This window comes from Paenibacillus sp. 19GGS1-52 (assembly GCF_022369515.1).
Taxonomy (GTDB): Bacteria; Bacillota; Bacilli; order Paenibacillales; family Paenibacillaceae; genus Paenibacillus_AQ.
The window spans coordinates 3811859-3829388 of the sequence record NZ_CP059724.1 but is presented as its reverse complement, the minus strand read 5'-3'; the positions used below and the strand labels follow the sequence as shown (position 1 = coordinate 3829388).

Below are 17530 nucleotides of genomic sequence, written 5' to 3'. Positions count from 1 at the left end.
CTGCAAATATGAGTTTAGAGCGGGGATACGATAAATCGGAAGGTGTATGGTCGGTTAGCCAGCAGTGTGAACTGTTCGTGCGTTCGTGCACCCCAGCTGTCATCGCCGCCGACACCCATCTGCTTGTAGTTGACTCTCAGCACTGTTTTGTGGGAAGTGGGCAATTTATAAACATGATCGCTCGCTTCCAACTCTTCAGGACTCCAAGGTAGAGCATTAATTTCCAGAGGGGCTGAGCTTTCAAAATAAAGCCCAGAACCATTCGCTCCCTCTATGAGAGAGGCATATCTGACATCTGTCTTATTGCCGCACTCCTGAGGTCTAAGATACGGAGTGAATTGCTCACTAACCTTGCCACTATAACGTCCCAGTTTCGCACCTGTTTGTCTGTCCCAATAGTTCTCATGCGGTCCTCTGCCGTACCAGGAAAGGGTATCCAGGCTTCCATCAAGCACGAACAACATCCCGAATTCAGGGATTTCTGGGAGAGAACTGCCCCCCGGATTCAGTTCCTGCGTAATCGCCATCGACCCGTCGGGACGAATCTCATAATGGAGCAGCAATATGGAATCAGGTTTCGTAGCCAAAAGATAAGCAATAGAGACGAAACAGCGATTACCTTCAACTCGGCAGGAGAAATGGACTATATTACGGCTGTAAGAAGCTTCCTTCCATACCGCACAGCGCTTCTCCAAGCCATTGCCAAGATCATTATCGGTTAGCCCTCTCCAGAAATTGGGTTTTGCGGGCTCAAGCAAGCGTTCTTTTCCAGAAGAAAGGTAAGAGAATAAATCTCCTGTAGTCGTATTAAAAGTCAGAGCAAAGTCACTGCCCTTAACGGTTAGTGCATCTCCTTGTTCAGTTACCTGCAGCTCTCCTTCTAGTGATTCGGAAGTGTTGCTAACCATACGGGGAGATACGATAAATTGTTCCCAAGCGATTTCATGATGGGCCTCAGACCAGGAAGTTGCTGCCCGCTGTACAAAAGATAAAGTTAGGACGGCTTCTTGGTCATTTACAAAAGAGCTCAGTTCATATGGAATAGCACATTCAGCGCTTTCTCCAGGTAGAACAGCAAACTTCAGCACCCCTTCTAGCGCTATTTCTCCGTCCAAGCGAATATCCCATTTTAGATCATACTCTTCTACATTCGTAAATAAGAAATTATTACGGAAGGAGAAGAGGCCTTTGTGGATGTCGACTGCGGTTATTTTGATATTTTGATAGCACTTTTTAACCTCAAGCAGCTTGGGAGTTACCGACCGGTCAGCAAATAGCAATCCGTTACCGCTAAAATTCCCGTCATGCGGAGATTCGCCAAAGTCGCCACCATAAGCCAAGTATTCAATTCCCTCTGTAGTGTGGGTTCGAATGGCCTGATCTACCCAATCCCAAATGAATGCACCTTGAAAAATATCATATTGATCAAATAAATCGCAGTACAAATGTAGGCCGCCACAGGAATTTCCCATAGCATGACTATATTCGCAGATGATATAAGGCTTCTGCGGATGGTTTCGCGCATATTTTTCAACATCGCCTGGTTTAACGTACATTGTAGATTCGATATCACTGGCTGCTGCTGAAGGTTTGTAGTGGAAGGCACCTTCATAATGAACTAGTCTCGTGGGATCGGCCTGTCTCAGTTGGTCATGCATGGCGATGAAGTTATCGCCTCCGAAAGACTCATTGCCGAGCGACCAAATCACAACAGATGGATGATTCTTGTCCCGTTGCATCATAGAATTACAGCGGTCCAGCACATTGGCTCGCCATTCTGGTTTACTACCGGGGACGTTCCCCTCATGTAGTTCCTGTTGCCCGTACTGCCAAGTGCCGTGTGTCTCCAGATTCGTCTCATCTATGACATAGATTCCATACTCGTCGCAGAGCTCATACCAAACGGACTGATTTGGATAATGAGAGGTTCTTACCGCATTAATATTATGGGATTTCATCAACTGGATATCGCGTAACATATCAGCTTTGGCCAGCGCGCGGCCGGTATCGCAGGAGAATTCGTGCCGGTTAACACCTTTGAGCACTACTCTTTTACCGTTAATCTTCATGAGTCCGTCTTTGATCTCGAAGGAGCGGAATCCGACTTTACAACTGACAGCTTCCAACAGATGATCTTGATCGTCGATTAATGAGAGTACCAGAGTATACAAATACGGCTTCTCAGCACTCCATTTATAGGGATGATCGACAAATGCAGCCAGTTGGAGTTGTTGCACGCCTTTTTCATCAAACGAAGTAAACGCGGATACTGGAGCAGCCCATACCGGTTGGCCCTGTCCATTATAGAGTTGTATTTGGAGCGTATGAGCATTTACATCTCGGTTGAAGTAATTTTCTACCTTTATGTCCACGTTCAGTTCCGCATTTGCGAAATCTTTATCCAGATCCGTGCGTACAAAAAAGTCAGCAACGTGAACATGGGGAGTTGTGTACAAATAAACATCACGAAAAATACCGCTGAGACGCCAAAAATCCTGATCCTCCAGCCAACTGGCATCGCACCAACGATACACCTCTACGGCTAGCTTGTTTTCTCCAGGATTCAAGTAGGGGGTGATATCAAACTCAGATGGAGTAAAAGTATCTTCGCCATAACCGACCAATTCTCCGTTTACCCATACATAAAAGGCCGATTCAACGCCCTGGAAGCTGAGATATACAGGCTGTCCTTCCCAAGACACCGGTACTGTGAAGGTACGTATGTAAGAGCCTACCGGATTATACACCGTTGGAGCAAAGGGAGGTTTCAACTCGGGTTCGGACTCTGCCCAGGGATAACGCACATTTGTATATTGAGGATAGTCATAGCCGTGGAACTGCCAGTGAGAGGGAACGGGAATATTGGACCAACTGCTATTATCATAATCTGCTTTGTAAAAATCCTTGCACCGCTGCTCTGGTGTTTCGGAAAAAGCGAATTTCCAGAGTCCGTTAAGGGTTTGGTAATTAGCGGAGGTTTCTTTATCACCTTGTAAAGCCTCTGACACCGTTGAATAGGACATCATGGAGGCATGCGCATCCATCCGATTCAGTTGAAATATCTCAGGATTGTTGTTCCATTCCGGGTAGCCGTTTGCAGGCGGCTGATAGACAAGCTTGTGGCACACGAGTAACATCTCCTCATCACTATTAGTATATTCATATTATAAGATGAGTAATTTGCAAGGGATATAGAAGGATTTTCTCCTTATATAATATAATATGAAACTAGAAACATCTTTGGAAGCAGAGTAGAATGGAAGAGGCTGTTTAAGATAAGAATGAAAGTTTATAGCGGATATCAAGTAAAAAAATGGGGGAGACGCATGAAGAGCAAATTAATCTTTTGCCAAACGGAAGAGACGATATTATTGCCGTTGTATGCTACAACAATCGGTTATTGGGAGCATCAGACGGAAACAGTTCGTCCGGCCGGATTTCCAGATTATCAATTACATCAGATTCTCGAGGGCAAAGGTGAGTTGACGATCAAAGATAAACGGTATTTGGTAGGCCCCGGGGATGTTTTCTTTCTATATCCGCATATCGCTCACTCGTATACTCCGATCAGCCGCGAGTGGAGGCTGTCATGGATCTCATTTAATGGTAGAGAAGCTAGCCAGATGCTGCTGTTCTTGGGGATTCGCGAGTCAGGTCTAGGAAGATTAAGAGACGAATTATTGCTGGAACCTTTAAGAGAAATGCTCACGATGTCAGACGGTAATGAATCGGGAACCAACCTCGAACGTTCCAAGCTGTTATATACGCTGCTCCTTGATTTGAAACGTAATATGCTGCCCTCTTCCAAAGAGGATGATGAGCTGGAACGCATTCAGCCGGTTCTTCATCATATTGAACTCAACTTGCACAGAGCACTACCGTTGAAAGAGTTAGCTGAGGTGGCTTCCGTATCTCCGCAGTATTTATGCCGTCTTTTTCAGCGAACCTTGCATGATCGACCTGTGACCTATATCAATAAGCAGCGCATTAACCGGAGCAAACAATTAATGTTCACTGGACGGGAGAAAAATATATATGAAATCGCGCAGTTGGCTGGTTTTGATCATGCCAGTTATTTCTGTGCGGTGTTTAAGAGTGTTACCGGAATGAAACCCGAGGAGTTTAAGCGGCTGCATGGTTTAGATTAAATAGATTGAGCCTCAACCCGTTGAAACATTAGGCTGAGGCTCATGATTTTACATCGAATGTTACTTTAACGCTGTATATTTCCATAAATGCTATAGCGGTTAAAAGTCACTTTGCCACCCACGGTTTCAATCCGTAGGGTATGGTTGCCGTCCTTCAGGTTCTTTTTCTCAAACACGACTTTGCTGTAGCCTTCGAGATCGGCGGCGGTCAGGTCAATTGTGTCCTGCAGCACTTCGTCGATATATACATCTGCTTTGCCCATATTGCCCTGCACATTCGACAGCCAGCGGACGCCAGTTCCCGTAAAGTCGAAGGAAGCAACCTCACCTTGTTCCATCGTTTCATTCCAGCTTCCGTTGATATTCGTCAGAATACCCGGCGAATAATAGATGTCTTCGTCGTCGAATGTATAGTCGTGCCAGTCAGTCTCCGGCGATACCGTTTGTATTGAAGTCAGTTCCGCATAATCGAGATTCACCGCACCGGTATTGTCGCCGTCATGGCGCAGCATGATCGTATTGGGTCCATCCGCAAGCGTTACCGCCGCCGATATGCTTTTGTACGCACCCGTGCCCGTATATTTTCCGGTCGAGATGAATGTCAGCTTCTTGATTTTCATACCATTTACGTACAAATTCAACGTAGCGTCTACTCCAGTGGCGTAAGCCAAACGCAGCGTATAGTTGCCTGCACCCGGCATGATGTTAATGATGCTTATACTCGCTCCGTTCCCGTGCATATCCCGTACATAACCTCCACCAGAGGCTGCAGAATCCGTTCCGGTTTTGGCGATGCCTGTAAGCTGCCCCTTTTCGGCTTCATAGATTGGACCACCCGGTGTGATCGGCATATCCGGGACTGCAAGCAGAATGGGTTCACTTGGCACGGATGCGTTACCGGAGTCGTCGCTGGCCTGAACTGTGTATGAGTAGGTGCGGTCATAAGCGATCGTCGTATCGATGTAACGCGTAACGGAAGATGGCAGCAGCGCCAGTTCCTCGCCGTCGCGGTAAAGGCGATAAGTAGTCGTCCGGTGGTTGTCCGCCGCTACGTTCCAGTCGATCATAGCTGTATTCCAAGTTCTCATTGCAGCGCCCGTCATGACCGGTTTTTCCGGATTTTGCTCTTCCTTGAGGGTTAAATACAGCTGCACTGCTTCGCCCGCAGCAACGGTGAGGTCGAGATCGAGATATGGAGATACGTTTCTCTCCTCTACTGAATAGGCAGAGCCTGCCGTATTACCATCCCGGTACTGCTCGACCCGGTAGACACCGCCGTCTGGCAGCGTTACGCGGACGTTCACATGGCGTGCGCTGGTTCCGGCCGGCTCGAAGTTAACGACGCTGACGATCTGCTTGTCCGCCGACGCGCCGACTGTCGATACTCCGAGCGCACGGGTATCGACGGCACGGACGTATACTTTTCTGCCAGCCGACTCGTCGCCGCTGAGAAAGGAATAGGGCAGAGGTGCACCATGCGTCGCGTAGGCCGCAGCCAAACGACGGAACGTGCGCAACCTGGTTTCGCCGCCCTCCGCTGGCTTGGCGGCCCAAGCTGTCGTGTCGGACACTTGGTGCGTGTTCCAATTGCTTGGGCGGACAAATAGTGCATAATTCGGGTTCGACGTATCAAAGGCAGTATGCTGCATAATATGGTCAGCATACCCAATATCCGCGCGCAGCTCGCGGTCGAAAGCGGCTGCGAACTTGTAGGCTGATGCGCCGAAGCCGCTCGGATCGGCATGCAGATCATTAGCACCTGCCTCAGTCATCATCATTTCCTTGGGCAGCCCTTCTTCCGTACCACCGTTGTAGGTAAGCAGGTTTTCGTTCAGTGCGCCGCCGCGAGCCTGTGTCAATCCGGTCAACGCATAACTGTGGCCGTTCGTCAGATCTGACAAAACTTCGATCGGTTTCCGCTCTTCAGGATTGCGCTCCCAACCGTACGGCGTACCCTTGGTTGGCCAGTATGCCCAGCCGGGTGCCACGATCTTAAGCCACGGGGTTTCCGCTTTTTCTGCCTGTAGAAACTCACCGAGCTCGACGAGAGAAGACTGCGAATGTCCGAATACGCCCGGTTCATTATCCATTTCCAGATAAGAGAAATCCGAGCCGTAATCGGACATGAATTGGCGGTAATAAGTCTTCATGCTTTCGGACATGTGACCGCCTAGCATCTCACTGCTGTTCATAAAATCTGTGCCGAACATACCGACCACTGGCTGCAGATTCATGTCCTTCATCGTCTGCAAATAAGAATCTATGCCATCCTGCCATAATGGCTTCGTATCGGACCATAGACCCGCACGCATCATATTTCCACTGTAGGCAATGCCGAGCCATTTCGTCAAATCTGGAACAAGTCGAGTCACATTGTCGTTGTAATCGAATGAATTGGCGATCGCGGTGCCAAGATTTACATACCGACCGTGGAGCGGTTCAGATGCGGGCGAGGAGAGCGCCGTCAACGACAACTCATCCCACTCGTACCATAGATTTGCATCTCCGGAGCTATTTGCATAGGAGCCGGCATATACCTCAAGCCTCAGCTCGTTCGTGCCGATATTTATCAGCTCATTTGGAATATATAATCTGTATTGGTCACGGTAGGGATAGGCACCACCGCTGCCGGCTGTACCCGCAATCTGGATGAGCCCGGCCAGCCTTCCATTCGCGTACACAGCCATCTGTGGCACAGACATGTACGCGTTCAGTATATGCACGTCGAATTCCATGCCATAAGTGGGCAGCGCATCCATTGTGAAATCGATAGTGAGCGTTTTATTCACACTCGCCTTCATGCCTTTCGGAAATGTCTTCCAGTCACTGTAAACCTCTTTCGTCACAGGTGCGGTGTAAGGCGTGGACATTGCCTTGAAGTCGGAATATTCGGCGGAGCTTCCGTCATGGGTACCAATCGTCCAGACTGTGCCAACTGGGCCGGATGGTTCCTGCAGGCTGTTAGCAGCAGCTCCATATACACTTTCGGTAACGGATTGAGGTGTAGATTCAGCGACCGGCTGCGCGGATGCTAATTCTGCACTGGCGGGGCTGAACGGGCTGCCGATTGCAAGCACTAGTGTTAATAGCAGGGCGATGCATTTGGAGAACAAACGAAAACTGGAGCATGGAGCCATTTGTTTAACTGTTCTTGATAAATTGGGGGCAGGTCGATCGGATCTTTTGCGTTTGGATTTCATAACTAACTCTCCTCGGTTAAAATATCCCTTAACGCCATCACCTTGCTAGGGTACGCAAAGTAACGCCCGGTTTGGGCGGAGGAGGAACAACTTTTTATAAACGGTTTATATTCGTTGAAAAAGCTTTTCCCCCAGAACATCTAATCCATGCACCTGAAACGTACGCAGTGGAACAGACATCCTTTTTTTCCGGCAGCACGGCTGCCACCTTCGTCTTCCACATTGTGGAAACGAAGAAGGCCCTATGGCTTTGCGTCCTTGCCTTTCGACAAGTTTGCCTTTGTCACAATGGGTGAAACGAACAATAGAACGCATGAAACTTAAAATGGGGCGAGAGCGGCAGGCGGCAGATACTGCAAAAAAAAAGCTGCGACTGCTAGGTGGGAGAGTAGGAAGAGGTACGAGAGCGAAGTATGCAGCAGAATGGCAAACGCCATTACAGCTAAATGGATTTGCAGTATTCCTAATTTGTATCGGCGCAGTTGGGCCATTGTATTAGTATCGTAAGTTGAATGAACTTACCGGACTCACTTAATTTGGAATTAATTATGACAAAAGCAGTTGCATATCACAATATGAATGAATATAATAATATTCATTCATAAGATTTGAAGTGAGTGAAATGATCTGTATATGGAGGGACTCCAATGAAAAAAGTTATTGCCTTTATCGGCAATCAACAAAAGCATGCCACCTTCGAGGCAGTTTGTGAATTTGGGGATAATTTAAAAGCTTACGGTGAAATTGACTTTGAGTACTTATTCTTGAAAGACTATCGGCTTGAATATTGCCGTGGCTGCAAACAGTGTTTTGACAAAGGAGAGCAATATTGCCCCTTAACGGATGATCGCGATGTGCTGATTGAAAAGATGAGCAATGCTGACGGAATTATTTTCGCCACCCCCAATTATGCCTTTCATGTATCGGCACCGATGAAGAACCTGCTGGATCGGCTCGCCTTTGTGTTCCATAGACCGCGTTTTTTTGGAAAGACCTTTACGGCTATTGTCAATCAAGGAATCTTTGGAGGCAACTCTATCGTGAAGTACCTAAGTAATATGGGAGAAAATTTCGGATTTCGAGTCACAAAAGGCTGTGTTCTGAACACGTTGGAGCCCAGAAGCGAGGCTGCACAGCAAAAATTTACGAAGGAAATTAAAAAGGCCTCGGCAAGATTTTACAAAGAGCTTATGCACACAACGCCACCGGTTCCTTCCTTTTTCAGGCTGATGATGTTCCGAATATCCCGCACAACTATAAAGTCTACGCTCAATGATAAGTACCTGGATTACCGTCATTACAAAGAACAGGGCTGGTTTGAATCGGACTATTACTATCAGGTTTCCTTAGGGTTCATTAAAAAAACAGTGGGTCACGTGTTTGATCTCATGGGCCATCGAATGGCTAAACGCCTATAATAAATTAGAGCAAGTATAAAGTGAGCGGAGGATTATAAGGTGGAAGATAAAAAAAAGGATATTTTTAATTGCGGGAAAGAATTGTTTAGTTCCAAAGGATTTAAAAAAACCAATGTCTCTGACATTACAAAAGTGGTCGGGATCGGAGTAGGCACATTTTATAATTACTTCCCTTCTAAAGAGGCGTTGTTTCTGGAAATTTTCCTGGAAGAAAACGTGAAACTTAAAAAGAGCATAATGGAAGCCATTGATCTGAACGATGCTCCTTTAGGGCTGCTCAATAAATTAATAGCATTAAACATTAATGGCATGAATTCAAATCCAATCTTAAAAGAATGGTATAACAAAGACGTCTTTAGCAAGCTGGAGCAGCAATACCGTGAAGAGAACGGAGTAAATAAAGTGGATTTCTTATATGGCAGTTTTGTGGAGTTGTTCCAACAATGGCAGACGGAAGGAAAAATAAGAAGTGATATCGATATTGAGCTTATCATGGCTTTTTTTACAGCGATCATTAATATAGATACACATAAGGAAGAAATTGGGCTTCAGTATTTCCCGCAGATTCTGGAGTACATGGCGGAGTTTGTAATGAATGGTCTGACTAATCCTCCAGAATGACGTTAACATGGAATGAAAGAAGAAGCGCTTGACGAAGCACAGGAATAACAATATAAGAATGGAGAGGATAGCCATGATATTTTACTTTTCAGGAACAGGAAACTCGCTTTATGCCGCTAAGAATATTGCCCAGCATACGAATGAAGAGTTGGTCTCAATTGCTGCCGCCGAAAATACAGGGAATACATGTAATGAATATACTCTGAAGGATAATGAAATTATTGGATTTGTACATCCTATTTATTCGTGGGGACCTCCCAGAATCGTGCTTGAATTTATTAAGAAATTGAAGCTGAATAATTACCAGGGAAATTACGCCTTTTCTATTGCAACTTGTGGAGGTAACATCGGAAATACGATGAAAGTTATGATGGATACTTTGAGCAAAAAAGACATTAAATTGGACAGTGGATTCTCCATCACCATGCCAAATAATTTTATAATAATGGGTGATGTTGATTCAAAAGAAGCAGCGACCCAAAAGCTTACTGCGGCTGATGAAACTTTGAGCTATATCAATCAAGTTATTGAGCGAAGAGAGACAGGAGAATTCAGAGTGGAAAAAGGGATTTTGCCGTGGCTCTTAACCGGCATTATAAATCCGATGTTTAATAAAAAAGCCATTGATCCTACAAAGTTTCATGCCAATGATAATTGTACCGGTTGTGGTACATGCGAAAAGGTTTGTAATCGGAATAACATTACCGTAGATGGGAAACCACAGTGGGGGGAACGCTGCACCCTCTGTCTGGCATGCATCCATTATTGTCCAGTGAAAGCTGTTCAATATGGAAAAGCAACTGAAAATAAAGGAAGATATACAAATCCCAATGTGAGAATTAATGAAATTATAAATAGAAAGTGAATGAGCACAAGATTAAGAATGAAATCCCTAACGAGACCCGCATATATTGCGGGTTTTTCTTCTTTTTACGCGAGATTGAAAGTTATCACTTGCTGTCCATTTAAAAGTATTTATTCAGGATGAAATCCGGCATCTAAGGATATAGCGCAGCATATTCTAAAAATACAAGAAGAAATGACCTCGTCGTCCTCTGAAAGAGGCGTACCCGTTTCTTCGAGAAATATAAGGATAAGTTGTCGTGTGAAACATATAAATTCTTATATTTTAAAAAATGTGGTTCTTCGCTGGATCTACCGTCATGTGAAGGAGGAAAAGGGATGATGGAAGGATTGCTCAACCAACTATTTGAGCAAAATGAGCTGACTAAAGAAGAAATCATCTATTTCCTTCAACATCTGACTCCAGATCTTACGAAGCGGTTGTTTCGCTTAGCGGAAGAGACCCGCAAGAAGCATTATGATGAAAACGTATTCTTACGCGGATTAATTGAATTCTCCAACTTCTGCAAACAGGATTGTATGTATTGTGGTCTGCGCAGATCCAATTCTAATGTGGAACGTTACCGACTAACTGAGGAAGAGATCCTGGAGTGTGCTGCTGAAGGCTATAATCTCGGCTATCGTTCATTTGTCTTACAAAGTGGAGAAGATTTTCGTTTCACAGAAGAAGTCATGATTCGAATGGTCACGAAGATGAAGATACGTTTCCCCGATGCAGCAATTACCTTGTCTATTGGAGAACGTAGCGAAGCTTTTTATCGGGCACTATACGCTGCAGGAACTGACCGATATTTACTTCGGCATGAGACAGCTTCGCGCACGCTCTACGAATCTTTGCATCCATGGATGTCGTACGATAACCGCATGAACTGCCTGCAGATCCTGAGGGGAATCGGCTATCAAGTTGGAGCTGGATTTATGGTTGGACTACCGGGTCAAACCTCCCAGCATCTTGCAGAGGATCTGCTTTTTCTGAAAAAGTTCCATCCTGAAATGATCGGAATTGGTCCATTCATCCCGCATAGTGCAACTCCACTTAAAGATGCTGTCGGTGGAACAGTCCAAGACACTCTCGTGATGATTGCGATGGCGAGATTATTGGTACCGGATGCTCTAATGCCGGCCACCACTGCTATGGGTACACTGGACCCAATAGGTCGGGAGAAGGCACTCTCGGCAGGAGCCAATGTGGTCATGCCTATTCTGTCCCCCCTAAAGGTTCGCAAGAAATACGCGCTCTACGAGAACAAGATCTGCATGGGCGACGATGCAGCACTTTGCCGGAATTGTATTGAACTGAGAATCGCAGCCTCTGGATATAACATTGAACTCAGTCGCGGGGATCACTGCAACTTCCTTCGCAAGACTTAGAAAGGTCTATACTGTGAAACTCGTTTTAATAGTGAAAGTGAAATATTTCACGTAATTTCAAAGGAGGAAACCAGATGTCTACTTTACCGAAGAAGAATGCGCTTGGATTTTTCGAAATCCGCCTTGAATCCATTGGTGGACTTGGGGCCAATCTCGCAGGTAAGATGCTTGCCGAGACAGGTGCGATCGAACTGGGCTTTAACGCGGCCAACTTCTCGTCTTACGGCTCCGAGAAAAAGGGTACACCCATCAAAACCTTTGTTCGCTTTTGTGATCCAGAAGTGGAAATTCGCGATCACAGTCCAATCGAAGAGCCCCACCTTGTTGCGGTTTTTCACGAGGCACTGTACAAGAATGTCAACGTGGTTAGCGGCATGCAACCCGATGGGGTTGTTCTGGTTAACACCACACGTGACTTCGAGGAAGTTCGCACAAGTCTCAAGCTTGAATATGGAACGATTGCTTTAGTAGATGCCATGGGTATTGCCGTTGAAGAGAAAACCAAAGTAAATACCTCGATGCTAGGTGCAATTTTCCGCGTATGTGACTTTCTGGATCCGGAAGCGATGCGTACGGTAATCCGCAGAACCTTTGAGAAGAAATACCCACACTTGGTTGAGCCGAACATTCGTACGTTTGATCGCGGGTACAATGAAGTGAAATTCAAAACCTATGAGGTGCCAGCAGGTACTGAAGCGCTGCCCTTCAAACGTGCACAATCCCTGCTTGGTTATAAGACACAATTGCCTGGGGGCGTTATTTCGGCTCAAGGAAATAGCATCTTGAAGGATTTGAGCGGTTCGCGTGCAGGTTTGCTGCCGGTGCTGAATTCCGAGAAGTGCATTAGTTGCGCGGCTTGCGACAATGTTTGCCCTGACTATTGTTTTGTTTGGGAAACGGCTGAAGACAAACGTGGACGGCAGCAGCAGTTCCTGCGCGGAATCGATTATCAATATTGTAAAGGCTGTCTGAAATGCATCGAAGTATGTCCAACGGATGCTCTTAGCAGTGTCCGTGAAGAGGTTGGTTTTGCCGAACAACATCGTGTTACCCAAGTTTTCAAGTAAATTGAGGGAGGAAACGAAAAATGTCTGTAAGTGAAAATCAATTGTCAGAGGCATTGCCTGCTGAACAGGTCACCCACTTCGAATCCGGTAATGAAATGGCGGCCACAGCTGCGGCGCAAATCAATTATCACATCATGGGATACTTCCCAATTACACCATCTACAGAAGTTGCTCAATACCTGGATCAAATGAAAACGCGTGGTCTGCATGATATTCAACTGATTGCAGCAGATGGTGAGCACGGTTCTGCCGGGATTTGCTATGGTGCAGCAATGGCGGGTGCACGCGTGATCAACGCTACCAGCTCCCAAGGCTTCTTATATATGCTTGAACAGCTTCCCACCCAATCCGGAACACGGTTCCCGATGGTCCTTAACCTCGTTACCCGCGCCATCAGTGGACCGCTAGATATTCGTGGCGATCACTCAGACTTGTATTATGGCCTTAATGTAGGCTGGGTTATTCTGACTGCCAGTACACCGCAAGCTGTATATGACATGAACATCATGGCACTAAAGATTGCAGAGCACTCTGAAGTGCGTCTGCCTGTCATCGTTGCTTATGATGGTTTCTTCACCTCTCACCAAAAACGCAAAGTGCAATACTTCAAAGACAACCAAGTTGTTCAGGATTTTGTAGGTCCAAATCCAAACCACAACTATCCAAACGTATCTGATCCTACTCGCCCGGTAACCATCGGTGCGCATATGGGTGGCGATGACCTCCTGAATAACCACTATCAGCTGTCAGAAGCTTTGAATAAAGCGGGTGAAGTATATACGGAAGTCGCTCGGGAATATGCGATTTTGTCAGGCCGCGAATATCCGGTTCTTGATCTATACCGTATGGATGACGCTGATGTAGCTGTGTTCCTGCTTAATTCTGCAGGTGAATCCGCAAAGGATACCGTTGACGCTCTTCGCGCCAAAGGCATCAAAGCAGGGTTGGTGCGTCCAAACATCATTCGTCCGTTCCCTACGGAACAGCTGCGCCAAGCACTGCGGAACGTCAAGGCACTGCTTGTTGGTGAACGCGCTGATTCTTATGGCGCTGATGGCGGCAATCTGACTCACGAGATTCGTTCTGCGCTGCAAGTAGATCCAGAGAATAAGACGATCATCCTTTCCCGTATCTTTGGTCTGGGCGGAAAAGATTTCTATGCTGACGATGCCGCAGCATTCTTCCAACTGGCTATCTACGCCGCTGAAAAAGGCTATGCAGAGAAACCGTTTGACTATTATGGCTACTACCCGGGGGAAGAAAAGGATGCGCTTGTTCCGGTGATCGAACCGTTGCATGGCGATGCCTTCAAGACAGGACTAATCCAAGTGACCCAGAATGAAGATACCGGTCTGCTGAAGGTTAAACTTCCACCCCTTCGTCAATTGACGGTAAAACCGCATCGTTTAGCTCCCGGACATGGCGCTTGCCCTGGTTGCGGTGCACTCTCCGCACTGGAGCTGTTCTTTAAGGGAATCGAAGGTGACATGGTTGTCCTCTTCCAAACAGGTTGTGCGTATGTTGTAACAGCAAGCTATCCATACTCATCCCATAAACAAAGCTTTGTGCACAACCTGTTCCAGAATGGTGCCGCTACCTTAGCGGGTATGGTTGATGCCTTCTACGAATTGAAGCGCCGCGGTGAAGTCCAGGTTTCCGACGATGTTACCTTTGTGATGGTTTCCGGTGACGGAGGGATGGATATCGGAATGGGAGCAACAGTGGGTGCCGCCCTTCGCAACCATAAAATGATTATCCTTGAGTACGATAACGAGGGTTACATGAACACTGGTTCACAGCTGTCCTACTCCACGCCAATGGGTCACATGACCAGCACATCCGGTGTTGGTAAAACCCAGAAGGGGAAAAAGGGCCATCACAAGGATACGGCGCAAATTCTGGCAGCCTGCAATATCCCATATGTATTTACGGCTGCTGAGTGCAATCCACAGGATCTGTTGCAAAAAGCAGCAAAAGCACAGTGGTACGCCAACAACGTGGGTACAGCCTACGGCAAACTTCTCTGCGCCTGCCCGCTGAATTGGAAGACCGCCGATCAGAATGGCTATGATTTGGTGAAAGCAGCCGTTGATTCCTGCTTCTTCCCGCTCTATGAAATTGAACAAGGAATCACCAATATTACCTACAATCCAGAAGAAAAAGGCAAGCGTATCCCAGCTGTAGAATGGTTGAAGGGAATGGGGAAAACCAAACATCTGCTGAAGGATGAAGAGCTGCTGCAGAATTTCGAAACCGAAATCGAGCGTCGTTGGAGCCGTCTAAAGCTTAGACACGAAAACTCACTGCTCTAGAAATATCTTCTCAATTGAAAATCATTCTCAATACATTATATCCAGTTTTGCGCAAAAGATGCTGAATTCTTAAGTGAAAGGAGCAATCATCAATGGAACAGCAACAAACAAACAGCAGTGGGGGCGTTGCCGAAGCGGATGAGAAATTGGAAAAGATACAGTCCGCTATACAGCAGTTCAAAATGATTAAAGGCGCTCTGATCCCTGTGTTACATGAAATACAGGATATTTACGGCTACCTCCCTGAATCCGTACTGAAGGTGGTTTCCACGGAGCTTAATCTGCCCATGAGTGAAATTTATGGTGTGGCATCGTTTTATCATTTCTTCTCACTTACACCTAAAGGAGAGCATGTTATCCATGTCTGCATGGGTACTGCCTGCTACATCAAGGGTGCACAAACGGTGCTTGACCGCCTGAGTACTGAACTTAATGTGGCTGTACAAGGTACCACAGAGGACAACAAATTCACACTTGAAGCGACCCGTTGTCTGGGGGCATGCGGTCTTGCACCGGTTATGACTATTGGCGAGAAAGTACATGGACGCCTAGCCCCTAATAATGTGCCCAAAATTCTGAATGAATACAAGTGAGCCTCTTGCGCAACACATGCATTTTAATAGGGAGGGTTTAGCATGTTGCTGTTAACGGATCTTGATGCAATCAGAACGCTCACACAGGGTCGTCTGGAGAACCGCAAGATTACAGGACAATCCGCGGATTCCATCCAGTTCAGATCCGTGATGGTGTGTGGCGGTACGGGCTGCACCTCTTCAGATTCCAATAGAATCATCGACGCGTTGAATCAGGAACTTACCAATCAGGGCATTCAGGAGCAAGTGGAGGTTGTGCGTACAGGCTGCTTCGGCCTATGCGAGCTGGGTCCAGTCGTGATCGTTTATCCTGAGGGTATTTTCTATAGCCGAGTGGAAGTTAAAGATATTCCAGACTTGGTTGAACAACATTTGCTTAATGGCAAGCCATACGAGAAAAAAGTGTACGAGAAGACCAAGCTGGATGGCAAAATCCTCAACTTTGAAGAAACTGATTTCTATAAAAAACAAGTCCGAATCGCTCTGCGCAATTGCGGAATCATCGACCCGGAAAATATCAATGAATATATTGCCAGCGATGGCTACAAAGCCCTCGGCAAAGTGCTTTTGACTATGAGTCGTCAGCAGGTCATCGATACCATGAAGAAATCCGGGCTTCGGGGACGTGGTGGAGGTGGATTTAACACGGGTCTGAAGTGGGAATTTGCCGCCAAGCAAGATAAAGAACAAAAGTATGTGATTTGTAATGCTGACGAAGGAGATCCCGGAGCCTTTATGGATCGCTCCATCCTGGAAGGCAACCCGCACTCTGTTATTGAAGCGATGGCGATCGCTGGCTTTGCGATCGGTTCCAACCAAGGCTTTATCTACGTTCGTGCGGAATATCCCATCGCGGTTCAACGTTTTGTGAAAGCGCTTGACCAAGCTCGCGAGTACGGTCTACTGGGTGACAATGTACTTGGAACCGGATTTTCTTTTAACATTGATGTGCGTCTTGGTGCTGGAGCATTCGTCTGCGGAGAAGAAACAGCTTTGATGCACTCTATTGAAGGCCACCGAGGGATGCCAACTCCCAAGCCCCCTTTCCCAGCGGTTCAAGGTCTGTGGGGTCAACCGACGATCATCAACAATGTAGAAACACTGGCTAACGTTGCCCAAATTATGCTTAACGGTGCGGATTGGTATGCAAGTATCGGAACGGAGAAATCCAAAGGCACGAAAGTATTTGCGCTGGGTGGCAAAGTCGTGAATACCGGACTTGTTGAAGTTCCAATGGGCATTACTTTGCGCGAAGTCATTTTTGAAATTGGTGGCGGTATTCCAGGGGGCAAAAAATTCAAGGCTGTACAAACCGGCGGACCCTCCGGTGGTTGTCTGACGGAAGAGCATCTGGATTGTACCATCGATTTTGATACACTGACCAGTCTCGGTTCAATGATGGGTTCCGGCGGGATGATCATCATGGACGAAGATACCTGTATGGTTGATATCGCCCGTTTCTATCTGGATTTCACACGCGACGAGTCCTGCGGTAAATGTACGCCTTGCCGTATTGGGACCAAACGTTTACTTGAAATGCTCGATCTGATCACAGAAGGCAAAGCGACGATGGAGGATCTCGAGAAGCTTGAGAACCTCTCCCTACAGATCAAGAATGCCTCCCTATGCGCCTTAGGTCAAACCGCTCCAAACCCGGTATTGTCGACTATTAAATTTTTCCGTGATGAGTACATGGCCCATATTCATGATCAAAAATGTCCGGCTGGTGTCTGTAAGTCTCTGATTTCGTATCAGATCGATGCTGATCTCTGCAAGGGTTGCAGCCTCTGTGCACGGAAATGCCCTAGCAATGCCATTTCGGGCAAAGTGAAGGAACCGTTTGTCATCGACACGCTGGCCTGCATCAAGTGTGGTGTCTGCTTCGATGTCTGTAAGTTCAAAGCCGTAGCGATAGTCTGACGATAGGAGTGATTAA

The 17530-nt window shown here is 46.7% G+C and carries 12 protein-coding genes and 1 riboswitch; of the genes, 10 read left to right on the top strand and 2 right to left on the bottom strand.

Going from position 1 to position 17530, the window contains the following annotated elements:
- Window positions 1-14 precede the first annotated feature (14 nt).
- A complete protein-coding gene (lacZ, locus tag H1230_RS17845; protein ID WP_239711242.1) occupies window positions 15-3128 on the bottom strand; it encodes a beta-galactosidase, LacZ type in 3114 nt (1037 codons plus the stop codon).
- A 198-nt stretch (window positions 3129-3326) separates the two neighbouring features.
- On the opposite strand from lacZ, the gene H1230_RS17840 reads away from it, so the two are divergent.
- Window positions 3327-4148: an AraC family transcriptional regulator gene (locus tag H1230_RS17840; protein WP_239711241.1), complete on the top strand. Its 822-nt coding sequence runs from the start codon at window positions 3327-3329 to the stop codon at window positions 4146-4148.
- 65 nt (window positions 4149-4213) lie between these two features.
- Here the strand turns inward: H1230_RS17840 and H1230_RS17835 are convergent, their stop codons facing one another.
- On the bottom strand, window positions 4214-7348 hold the full coding sequence (locus H1230_RS17835) for a polysaccharide lyase family protein (protein ID WP_239711239.1): 3135 nt from the start codon (window positions 7346-7348) through the stop codon (window positions 4214-4216).
- A gap of 188 nt (window positions 7349-7536) precedes the next feature.
- Window positions 7537-7637, bottom strand: a riboswitch (cyclic di-GMP riboswitch).
- Window positions 7638-7661: 24 nt separating this feature from the next.
- On the opposite strand from H1230_RS17835, the gene H1230_RS17830 reads away from it, so the two are divergent.
- The 9 genes from H1230_RS17830 (at window position 7662) to nuoF (ending at window position 17514) form a co-directional block, all read left to right on the top strand.
- Window positions 7662-7847: a hypothetical protein gene (locus H1230_RS17830; RefSeq protein ID WP_239711237.1), complete on the top strand. Its 186-nt coding sequence runs from the start codon at window positions 7662-7664 to the stop codon at window positions 7845-7847.
- A 148-nt stretch (window positions 7848-7995) separates the two neighbouring features.
- Window positions 7996-8766 carry a flavodoxin family protein gene (locus H1230_RS17825; RefSeq protein ID WP_239711235.1) on the top strand — a complete coding sequence of 257 codons (771 nt, stop codon included), beginning with the start codon at window positions 7996-7998 and terminating at the stop codon, window positions 8764-8766.
- Window positions 8767-8805: 39 nt separating this feature from the next.
- On the top strand, window positions 8806-9387 hold the full coding sequence (locus H1230_RS17820) for a TetR/AcrR family transcriptional regulator (protein WP_239711233.1): 582 nt from the start codon (window positions 8806-8808) through the stop codon (window positions 9385-9387).
- A gap of 73 nt (window positions 9388-9460) precedes the next feature.
- Window positions 9461-10252, top strand: a complete 792-nt coding sequence (locus H1230_RS17815; RefSeq protein WP_239711231.1) for an EFR1 family ferrodoxin — start codon at window positions 9461-9463, stop codon at window positions 10250-10252.
- A gap of 320 nt (window positions 10253-10572) precedes the next feature.
- The gene (gene hydE, locus H1230_RS17810; protein WP_239717394.1) at window positions 10573-11622 is read left to right on the top strand and encodes a [FeFe] hydrogenase H-cluster radical SAM maturase HydE; all 1050 of its coding nucleotides are present in this window, start codon (window positions 10573-10575) and stop codon (window positions 11620-11622) included.
- A 74-nt stretch (window positions 11623-11696) separates the two neighbouring features.
- Entirely contained in the window at window positions 11697-12689 is a 993-nt protein-coding gene (locus H1230_RS17805) for a 2-oxoacid:acceptor oxidoreductase family protein (protein ID WP_239711229.1), read from the top strand.
- Window positions 12690-12709: 20 nt separating this feature from the next.
- Window positions 12710-15001 (top strand): thiamine pyrophosphate-dependent enzyme, encoded by a 2292-nt coding sequence (locus H1230_RS17800; protein WP_239711227.1) that lies wholly within the window; start codon window positions 12710-12712, stop codon window positions 14999-15001.
- 92 nt (window positions 15002-15093) lie between these two features.
- Window positions 15094-15594 (top strand): NADH-quinone oxidoreductase subunit NuoE, encoded by a 501-nt coding sequence (gene nuoE / locus H1230_RS17795; protein ID WP_239711226.1) that lies wholly within the window; start codon window positions 15094-15096, stop codon window positions 15592-15594.
- Between the two features lie 42 nt (window positions 15595-15636).
- Entirely contained in the window at window positions 15637-17514 is a 1878-nt protein-coding gene (nuoF, locus tag H1230_RS17790) for an NADH-quinone oxidoreductase subunit NuoF (RefSeq protein WP_239711224.1), read from the top strand.
- Window positions 17515-17530 lie beyond the last annotated feature (16 nt).